Here is an 8980-nt window from a genome sequence, read left to right as displayed (position 1 = left end):
GTGCTTGATCCATAATTCACTATAAAGTACACGTAGTAGTTTCCAGGGCTGTTATAGATATGAGATACAGGAACCGTAGTTGATCCAGAGTACTGAATCAGCTGACTGGACGCATCTCCATAAAACACAGTCATACTGTTGAACTTCCCATTTGTTGTAATGTTCATGTAGTATGGCTGACCCGCTGTAGCTACGCCTGAGGACACCGATATGCTTGCTGAGCTTCCTGTTGACGGTCCTGGATGGTAAAATGCCAGTACCGCAAACGCCGCAGCGATAACTATCAGTACAATTATCACCGCGTACCATTTGGTGTTCTTAACTGGTGGCCTGCTGGGCGCTATTGGCTCACTCGCCGATGTACGTCCAGTGTCTCCACCGCTATTGCTATCTGCTGTCATATTTTCCTCCAAAAGAGTGGAACTCTAATTGAAACCTATGTATATAAAAGTTTTCCTGAGTATGTATGTCTTTTTCTTTGTGTATATAATTATCTTATTTTGATATGCAAAGAATATGGAGAATAGATCATACGCATGTTGTAGAATCGCTCTTTTTGACCTCTTTAAAATAAGAGCACGCTGATCCTCATTTAGCTGTACAAGGTAAATTACCTGTTCTCCAGATAAGATTTGATTATTTTCTTGGTTCCTCGCCTAAGGACATCAGAAATTGAGGAAGTGGATATACCAAATTTCTGAGCAAGTTCTGTCATGGAAATGCCCCGGTCTATGTCATAGTATCCCAGGCTGAACGCACTCCTGATTATGTCCATTTCCCTCTTCGTCAGTTCCTCGTCCTCATTGTCAAAGAATTCTATGACGCGAGGCTCAAGGCCAGCTTTTTCCAGTTCACCCTTCAGGTGATAAAGGCTGCGCTTGGATGGAACTATTATGCGGTATATTATGGCGTCAGTTCCCACAGATCTGGTGCTGAGGATTGCTGCCTCAGAAAGCGCCATCGCGCGGCAGGCTGAGCAACTCCTGCTTTCTGCCCATACAGTGTTGTTCCCGGCCTGGGTGAATTTTATGGCAGCTTTACGCAACTCAGTGACCAGAGAAACCTGATCGTTGGACTCAATCCGGTGAAGTGTCAGCTCCGAGGATATCTTCAACCTGGATACGGAACCCTTGAGATTGATGTGCTTGATGAGATTCGTGACATCACAATCAGCCCTTTTAAGTTCCACTTCAGCCTGAACGGAACTGTCACCACTCCTTGCCACGTCTCATAATTGTGGGAAGCTTAATAATTATTTTGACACGTATTTATAGTCCTGACCTAACAATTCAGGTTTGAGGTTTAAATTTCCTAAATATATTCATTATTAGGTGGCAATTTGAATAAAGTTAGAAACCCTTTAATGTTAATACTTGTTGCAGTTGTACTTGTTTCTGGCATTGGGATCGGATACACCGCAACGCATGTCAACGCAGCTCCCGCGAAGAGCGCTGTAAATATTACGCTTGTTATAGACCCCAACAGATTCTATAATGCTTCAGTTGGAAACGCCCCATCGTATTATGTTCTTGAAAACGGAACTTTGCAATCTGCGAAGTACCTATATCTCCCGCAGTATTCCATTATCAACCTTACCATTATAGACTGGGACAGCGGTGCATCGCCAGTGGCTGCCCAGTATGCCAGCGTTTATGGAACTTCAAATAACTACGTCTCCATTTTCAACAATACAGCGGTCAATGACACGTCCTTGCCTTCTGCGAATTCCGTTGCATGGGTTACCTCCTATGTGAACGTATCCAGCATTGCTCACACTTTCACAGTATCCGGAAATGGCATGAATGTAAACATACCAGTACAGGGACTGTCGACAGAACAGGCAACTTTCACGACGGCGGGAGCGGGGCAGGCTATATGGGTCTGTAATGCCATGTGCGGCACCGGTCCGGGCGGCAATGAGGGGCCGATGGTTACTGCCGGCTGGATGTGGGGATATATCAACGTTCTCTAATCCTCACCAAAATTTTCTATATTTTGCAATTTTTTTCATTAGTTAGTAAAATTAAACACGTAACATAATGGAAAGTTAAATTGTGCGATTATGTTCTCTGATTTTTTCCAACAGTGTCCACATCATGAGAGTTTCCCGGACAATCCTTAGATTTGAGGTCAATGTTTATTTATAGAGGAGGTAATACAAAAAACGCGCAGAATAAGAGATGAATGTATATGGCAGGCAATCCAGCAGGTGTGCAGGAACAGGAAAGTGACCTCAGTGAAATCTTTAATCCAAAAACAGTCGCGGTAATTGGTGCATCACGTGATCCAGACAAGATAGGCTACCAGATAGTCCTTAACCTCAAAGACGGCGGTTTTACGGGAAGAATAATCCCTGTTAACCCAAAGGCTGACGAGATTCTCGGCATTAAATGCTATCCATCGCTGAAGGAGGTTAAAGGAGAAATTGAACTGGCAATCCTGGCGATTCCAGCTAAGTATACCCCGGCAGCGGCAAAGGAATGCGCGGAGCGCGGCGTTCACGGAATTATAGTTGTGGCCTCGGGTTTTTCAGAGGTTGGGAACAACCAATTGGAAACTGATCTGGCAAACGCAATAAAGGAGTCGAGAACAAGACTCCTCGGCCCAAATGTCGTGGGTGTAATGAACAATACCTTAAGGATGAATGCCTCGTTCGGTCCTTATCTTCCTTATCCGGGAAAGATTGGAATGGTTTCACAGAGTGGCGCAATGATCATCGCGCTTGATGCAAGAACCTGGGTGGACAGGATTGGAATGAGTTACCTGGTGAGCATAGGAAACATGGCAGATCTAAACTTTTCAGATCTCATAAAGTTCCTTGAGAGCAATGAGGACACTTCATGCATATCTCTCTATGTTGAGGGCATAAAGGACGGCCGCAGGTTCCTGGACACCGCTAAGATTTCAAAAAAACCCATAGTGATGCTCAAGTCTGGAAGATCAATCCATGGATCCATTGCTGCCTCATCGCACACAGGATCTCTTGCGGGCTCTGACAAAGTTTATGATGGTGCCATGAAACAGGCAGGGATTCTCAGGGCGAATACCATTGACGACCTCTTCGACAAGTCCCTGGCACTATCGCTTCAGCCAACAATGAAGGGGCCGAACATGCTCATAATAACCAATGGGGGAGGAATAGGAGTACTCGCCACGGATGCTGCAGAGATGTACGGTGTCCCGGTTGAAACGCCGAGCGACGAATTGAGACAGAAACTCTCGAAATACATGCCTGAATTTGGTAGCTCGAGGAACCCGATTGACCTCACTGCAATGGCCTCTGGAAGCTCCTATCAGGATGCCGTGAGAACTGCCCTTGATGATGATGGCGTGGACGGTCTTGTGGTGTTATATTGCGAAGTTTCCAATCTTGATCCGCAGAATGCTGCCAAGGGCATACTTAAAGGAAAACTCGAATCGAAGAACCATAAGCCAATTTGTGTTGGATTCGTGGGCGGTGAACAGACGCACAGGGCGATAGAATGGCTCCAGAAAAACGAGATTCCTTCCTATCCTTCACCTGAGAAAGCAGTGATGTCGATGTCAACGCTGAGGCAGCATGAAATCCTGAACCAGAGCGTTTGCATTGTTAACACGGAAGCCAAAGGCATTGACAAGAATGGGGTCTCAAAGCTCATAGAACAAGCAAGGAAGGCAGGGATAAAAACACTCAACGAGATGGATTCCAAAAGAATATTTGATCTCTATGGGATTGGTGTCAATCACATGGAGCTTGCGAGAAACGAGGCTGAACTTCAGAGACTGGCTTCGAAGTTCAAGTTTCCTGTGGCAATGAAGATACAGAGCCCGGACATAACGCACAAGTTTGATGTTGGAGGGGTCAAGCTGAACATCAACTCCCCGGCTGAGATGCTGACGGCATTCAAGGATATCATTGCCTCTGTTGGAGAAAAAGCTCCGGCTGCAAAGATTGAGGGTGTTGTAGTCGAAGATATGATGAGGCCTGGTCTCGAGACCATCGTTGGAACGCTGCAAGATCCGACCTTTGGCCCGACCGTAATGTTTGGAATGGGCGGCACAAATGTTGAGGTCCTTGGGGACGTATCATTCAGGGTTGCTCCCATATGTGAAAAGGACGCCTCCTCCATGATATCCGAAACGATGATATCGAAACTATTCAAAGGGACGAGAGGGAGAAAGGATCTGGACTCCGAGGCAGTCAAGGACGTCCTCATAAGGCTGTCGTGGCTTGCGGTAAATCACCCGGAGATAAAGGAGATAGATGCTAACCCTGTCATAGTTTACGACAAAGGCGCTGTGGCAACAGACGCGAGAATCATATTGCGGTGATCGTTAAACCCATCTCATTTTTCCCATCTGATTATCCAGTTGTCTAGGTCTGAGAGTATCATTCTCAGTTCCCTTCCTTTTTCTGTGAAGGCATAATTCACGGCTGGTGGCGTGCCGGGATAGACTTCGCGCATCACGATACCCGCATCAACCAGATCAGAGAGCCTGTCAGAGAGGCTACTAGAGCTAATGTTTGGAATTCTCCTCTTTAGTTCGTTGAACCTCACCGGCTGGCTCAGGCCAATGCCGTGCAGCACAGGCAGCGTCCAGGTCTTGAAAAGTCTGTTGTATCCACCCGTTATGACCTTACAGTTGCTGATAGCCTTCTGGTCAATTGTTGCATACTTAGTAGTGACAGCCATACCTTATCAATCGTGTTATACTACTTAGTTTAATAATCATATCGTTATTAGCATACATGGAAACGCAAAACACTGAGAGGACCTGGACCATTGATCAGGCCCATACTAGCGTCGAATTCTCGGTCAGACACATGATGATCACCAGTGTCAAGGGAGTATTCGAGAAAGTTGAGGGAAACGTTACAGGGAACCCGGAAAATCTTGAGAACGCGAAGGCAAGAGTCAGCATTCAGACGGGAAGTGTCAGCACCAGGGAAGACCAGAGGGATGGGCACCTGAAATCGCAGGATTTCTTCTATTCGGAAAAGTACCCAACCATGGATTTTGTAACAACCAGGATAAAGCGAAAATCTGGGAACGAATATACGGTAACGGGCAATCTCACGATAAGAGATGTCACTAAGGAAATGACCCTCAACGGTGAGATGGAGGGGACAATAAAGGATCCTTACGGAAACAACAGGTTTGGTTTCTCAGCTGACGGCGAACTGAACAGGGATGATTTTGGCCTCAGATGGAACACTCCACTGGACAATGGCGGCGTGATGGTTGGATCAAAAGTAAAGATATCAATACATCTTGAAGTAGTGGAAAAGAAAGAAAAATAATAAATAATTGTTACTGCCCTCATCGGGCAGGCCGAATTTTTTACTCCTTGTACTCAACTGTCCTATATATTTTAACCAGTGTTCCGCTTATAAATAGAAGGATGCCTATCCCGAACCCATAACCAGCTTCCTGGCCTATGACCGATGGGTTAAGAGGGGTGATTATAAACAGTATTACTATGGCGCAGAATACCAGAAAAGCCGCTATGAGGTTGTATGTTATGGGTTTCATCTTCGTGGACTTCTCAATGGGTGTAACCTGAGGTTCTCTCGGTCTGATGTAGACATAGTCCAGAAGGATCAGGAATGCCGTTGCCATCGCTAGTATTATGATAGAGATATCCAGAGCGGGGTTCAGGCTGGTGATCGATGGAATCAGAAGTGAACCGGTTCCAAAGGCAAATATTCCAGTGAGGCCGAGAAGCACGTAAACCTTACTCGGTTCCTTCAACCTAGTTTTGTTGTTCCTTATGGACCAGATAGCGAGCCAGACAATTAGAAAGACAGCCACCCCAACAAGTATGAAGAACATCAGGACTTCACTGTTGGGTATGGGTAATCCCGGTGTCAAAGCTCCCCAGAGTGAAAGGCCTATGAGGTATGCGATGCCTACTGCTCCCAGGGAAACTACAACAGGCCTTTCCAGCATTGACAGACTGTTGTTCCTGTCTATGTAGGGCAATATAAGCAAGTAAATCAGGGGAATTATGGCGAAAACTACTGTTGCCCAGAACGGATCGATGGTGGATGATATCTGGAAATCCATGGCTTTGTAGACAAAAAGCAAGAACCACGGCGGGTATAGAGGCCCGCTGAAGGGCGTACCGGCCTGCACTTGTGGGAAAGGGCTGAGCAGAGTCGGGACATTAGGCAATGCTGCAATTACGGATGGGATGATGAGGATGGCTGCAAACGTGTAGAATGCAATCTGTATCATAAACAGCATGTTGTAAGGATACCATGGCTTGTAGCCCGAAGTTTCCCTGTCGACGAGGGGTGCTCTGTACTTGGATTCTGATCTCTTTGGCATTATGGTGTTGTACTCCGCAAGGAAAAAGTGTGCCCCAAAGGTGATACCGATGAGCGCTGCAAGGACGATATGCCAGCCTAGCATCCTCTGGAAAAGCGAAACCATAGTTCCATTACCGAAGAAAATGTTTCCTAGGTAACTTCCTATCAGCGGTAGGGCGTTTGCAATACCCCTGCCTACACCGGTAGCATTTATGGAGAGGATATCCCCGCTCATTGAGTATCCGAAGAATCCTGTTCCGAGACTAAGCAGGAGAAGCAGAATCCCAGTGATCCATTGATTCTGCCTCGGTTTCTTGTACGCACCAACAAAAAGGTTCCTCAGCAGGTGCAGATACAGTAGCGCGATCATTGCGTATGCACCATAAAGGTGTGTTGTTAGAATTATCATCCCAAATGGGGTAGAATTGAGGAGAGACTCCGTTGTTGCATATGCTGAACTGGGCTGGTAGTAGAAAAGTATCACCAGGCCGGTTATTACCTCGTAAAGGAAAGCAAACATAACCATGGCCCCAGTCCAGTACCACATTCCGCCCTTCGTCCTCATGTAATCTGGTACTTTCCTGGGAATTGGCTGTGGGTCATTCATTATTTTTATTATTTCGTTCTGTTCTTTATCCGTCATTATCTACACCAAGATCAAGTGCTTATGGATGTAACATCGGTTTCTGTGGACGATGAGATGGGGGTTCCACCAGTCAGGTTGTTGGTATGCCCGAAAATGGTTGGGCCTACAAGTGAGGAAACTGTGAAGGTATCAGAAGTGCTGTCATATGCAAGAATAACACTCGGGAGCGGCGACCTTGTTGGTCCAGTAACTACGGAAAACCCGTGGTACGGATCGTATGTACTTCCATGGCAGGAACAGTTCACAAAACCCGTATTGTTAGATCCAGAGTGCCCAGGATGATTTGGGATCGTTGTTCCTGGCTTATAAAAATGGATTGATGGAGGCGTGCATCCAAGATGCTGGCATATGGCGCTCGAAGCCACAACAGATTTGTATGGACCGACCCCCCCAGGGGATTTGTATGAGGAACCGGTTGCAGGTATCTGTACCGTATATGGGTTGATTGCAACGTCAGTTCCGGAAACGTCGCCAAGACGCAGGATGAAGTTTGGTTCATTCTGGAGCGGGTAGTCAAAAATCACTGCAGCTGGGTTATTGACCACAAGATCGGTGAAGTGTAGGGGGTTGCCTGATGAACCATTGTAAAGTGTAAGTGTTGGATACGATGAAATACCAACGCTTTTGGGAATTATATTCTGGATGGCTCCTCTTGCAACACCCACAGTCACTGCACCGATACCGAGCGCCATCATTAATTTGAGAAACCCTCTCCTTGATGTGTCAGCAGGACTATCATTTTCTGGCGGTTTCTTTGCTTCAGTCATTTCTTCACTACCCAGCTCAGTAGACGTAGAAAGTTCCCATCATCCAACCCGAAGTTTCCATTGCAGCAGTTCCGCAGGGAACATTACAGTTCCAGTTATATGTTCCGGTGACGTTTACGTAAAACTGAGCGAATTCAACGCCGTGCCCCACTGGAATGTTGAGGGTCGCCGAAGTGCTTCCAGGGCTTGATACCGTTAATGTGTGGGCGATGTCAGCGATTGACATATGTGATATCACCTTAGTAGTGTTGCTGTTGATGCTGATGCTAGCGTTTGATGCGCCAGCCTTCACTCCTCCCTGAGCAAGGGTTGAGTTAAAGAGGTAAACTACGTTCCCTACTGTTCCGGAAACGTTCTGGTAAACTGGTGGCGTACCTGTTCCCGGGCCAGAGTCGTAGTCAACTATCGTCAGGTCAATCAACATATGTGCTGGCACGCTTATATTTGCCGAAGATTCTAGTGTACCATTATTGACAATAAAGTAAGCTGGCTGATCCGGATATGTTGAATTAAAATAGAGACCGGGAATAATTGCAAGTGTGAGGTGGAAAGGCCCTGAACTTGCAGCTGTTCCCGTTGATGCCTGATGATCATATGCAAGCCCGATACCAATGCCGCCAACAACAACAATGGCTATCACTATAGCGTAAAATGCTCTCTCGTTCATTGATTATCATTTTCTGTTAAGTAATTTGAAATATAAAGGAATAACCTGAATTGTAAGGTAAAAGTTTTTACAGAAAAGAATTCAGCAACTGGAAGTTGATACAATTTATGGCCCCAGTGCCTCCTTTGCTGCCTTTATTGGAACAATGCAGATAAGCTTCATATCAGACTCAGCAGTCATTCCGTGGTAGATATTCGGGGGAACAAATACAAAACTGTCCGGCTTGATCCTTGAAATCTTGTCGCCTATGGTTATCTCTCCGGATCCTGAAATTATATACATTTCATGCTCGTAGTCGTGAAGATGATATGGCGTGCTCTTTCCCTTCTCTACGGTGATCAGCCGCATTGAGAAGTTGGGAGCGTTATCCCTGTGCGTAATAAGCCATCTTATTCTGGCACCTCCCGGCATACTCATTTCCTGAACATCCTTATGGTCCCTCACGAATCCCCTGACCTCTGACTGCATGCTTAGCCATGACGTTATGTAAAATAAACGTTCCCTTCAAAGGAAAGTACAGGGAACAATACTACAGCAAGAATTTCATCATAAAGCGAGTTGAGATCGATTTAGTTCCCGCTGTTGCGAAATTTTGTACCTGTTCACAG

At 46.1% G+C, this 8980-nt stretch carries 10 protein-coding genes; 3 read left to right on the top strand and 7 right to left on the bottom strand.

The annotated features are described in order from the left end of the window. Window positions 1–401: hypothetical protein (locus tag QW597_04665; GenBank protein MEM0155876.1), on the bottom strand; the 401-nt coding region annotated here is incomplete at its 3' end. A 209-nt stretch (window positions 402–610) separates the two neighbouring features. Continuing rightward, entirely contained in the window at window positions 611–1225 is a 615-nt protein-coding gene (locus tag QW597_04660; protein MEM0155875.1) for a helix-turn-helix domain-containing protein, read from the bottom strand. Window positions 1226–1339: 114 nt separating this feature from the next. Between QW597_04660 and QW597_04655 the strand changes: the two genes are divergently transcribed. Both QW597_04655 and QW597_04650 read left to right on the top strand, forming a co-directional pair. Beyond that, window positions 1340–1972, top strand: a complete 633-nt coding sequence (locus QW597_04655; GenBank protein ID MEM0155874.1) for a hypothetical protein — start codon at window positions 1340–1342, stop codon at window positions 1970–1972. 218 nt (window positions 1973–2190) lie between these two features. After that, a complete protein-coding gene (locus tag QW597_04650) occupies window positions 2191–4311 on the top strand; it encodes an acetate--CoA ligase family protein (GenBank protein MEM0155873.1) in 2121 nt (706 codons plus the stop codon). Window positions 4312–4325: 14 nt separating this feature from the next. Here QW597_04650 and QW597_04645 read toward each other — a convergent pair whose 3' ends face one another. Beyond that, window positions 4326–4673, bottom strand: a complete 348-nt coding sequence (locus QW597_04645; protein MEM0155872.1) for a winged helix-turn-helix transcriptional regulator — start codon at window positions 4671–4673, stop codon at window positions 4326–4328. 56 nt (window positions 4674–4729) lie between these two features. Here QW597_04645 and QW597_04640 point away from each other — a divergent pair, with 56 nt between their 5' ends. After that, window positions 4730–5281: a YceI family protein gene (locus tag QW597_04640; protein MEM0155871.1), complete on the top strand. Its 552-nt coding sequence runs from the start codon at window positions 4730–4732 to the stop codon at window positions 5279–5281. Window positions 5282–5321: 40 nt separating this feature from the next. Here the strand turns inward: QW597_04640 and QW597_04635 are convergent, their stop codons facing one another. The 4 genes from QW597_04635 to QW597_04620 all read right to left on the bottom strand — a co-directional run bounded on the left by QW597_04635 (window position 5322) and on the right by QW597_04620 (window position 8840). Then, window positions 5322–6935, bottom strand: coding sequence for a cytochrome bc complex cytochrome b subunit (locus QW597_04635; protein MEM0155870.1), 1614 nt, complete (start codon window positions 6933–6935; stop codon window positions 5322–5324). Between the two features lie 14 nt (window positions 6936–6949). After that, the gene (locus tag QW597_04630; GenBank protein MEM0155869.1) at window positions 6950–7705 is read right to left on the bottom strand and encodes a Rieske 2Fe-2S domain-containing protein; all 756 of its coding nucleotides are present in this window, start codon (window positions 7703–7705) and stop codon (window positions 6950–6952) included. 16 nt (window positions 7706–7721) lie between these two features. After that, the gene (locus QW597_04625; protein ID MEM0155868.1) at window positions 7722–8372 is read right to left on the bottom strand and encodes a hypothetical protein; all 651 of its coding nucleotides are present in this window, start codon (window positions 8370–8372) and stop codon (window positions 7722–7724) included. Window positions 8373–8477: 105 nt separating this feature from the next. After that, the gene (locus tag QW597_04620; protein ID MEM0155867.1) at window positions 8478–8840 is read right to left on the bottom strand and encodes a cupin domain-containing protein; all 363 of its coding nucleotides are present in this window, start codon (window positions 8838–8840) and stop codon (window positions 8478–8480) included. Window positions 8841–8980: the final 140 nt, after the last annotated feature.

This window comes from Thermoplasmataceae archaeon, from assembly GCA_038729425.1.
Taxonomy (GTDB): Archaea; Thermoplasmatota; Thermoplasmata; order Thermoplasmatales; family Thermoplasmataceae; genus B-DKE.
This window is presented reverse-complemented; position numbering and strand designations above follow the sequence as displayed.

What these genes read in the sequence shown, in the direction of transcription:
- QW597_04650 (MEM0155873.1), top strand. Translation starts at nt 2,191, where the DNA reads ATGGCAGGCAATCCAGCAGGTGTGCAGGAACAGGAAAGTGACCTCAGT.
- QW597_04620 (MEM0155867.1), bottom strand. Translation starts at nt 8,840, where the DNA reads ATGCAGTCAGAGGTCAGGGGATTCGTGAGGGACCATAAGGATGTTCAG.
- QW597_04640 (MEM0155871.1), top strand. Translation starts at nt 4,730, where the DNA reads ATGGAAACGCAAAACACTGAGAGGACCTGGACCATTGATCAGGCCCAT.
- QW597_04625 (MEM0155868.1), bottom strand. Translation starts at nt 8,372, where the DNA reads ATGAACGAGAGAGCATTTTACGCTATAGTGATAGCCATTGTTGTTGTT.
- QW597_04630 (MEM0155869.1), bottom strand. Translation starts at nt 7,705, where the DNA reads ATGACTGAAGCAAAGAAACCGCCAGAAAATGATAGTCCTGCTGACACA.
- QW597_04645 (MEM0155872.1), bottom strand. Translation starts at nt 4,673, where the DNA reads ATGGCTGTCACTACTAAGTATGCAACAATTGACCAGAAGGCTATCAGC.
- QW597_04635 (MEM0155870.1), bottom strand. Translation starts at nt 6,935, where the DNA reads ATGACGGATAAAGAACAGAACGAAATAATAAAAATAATGAATGACCCA.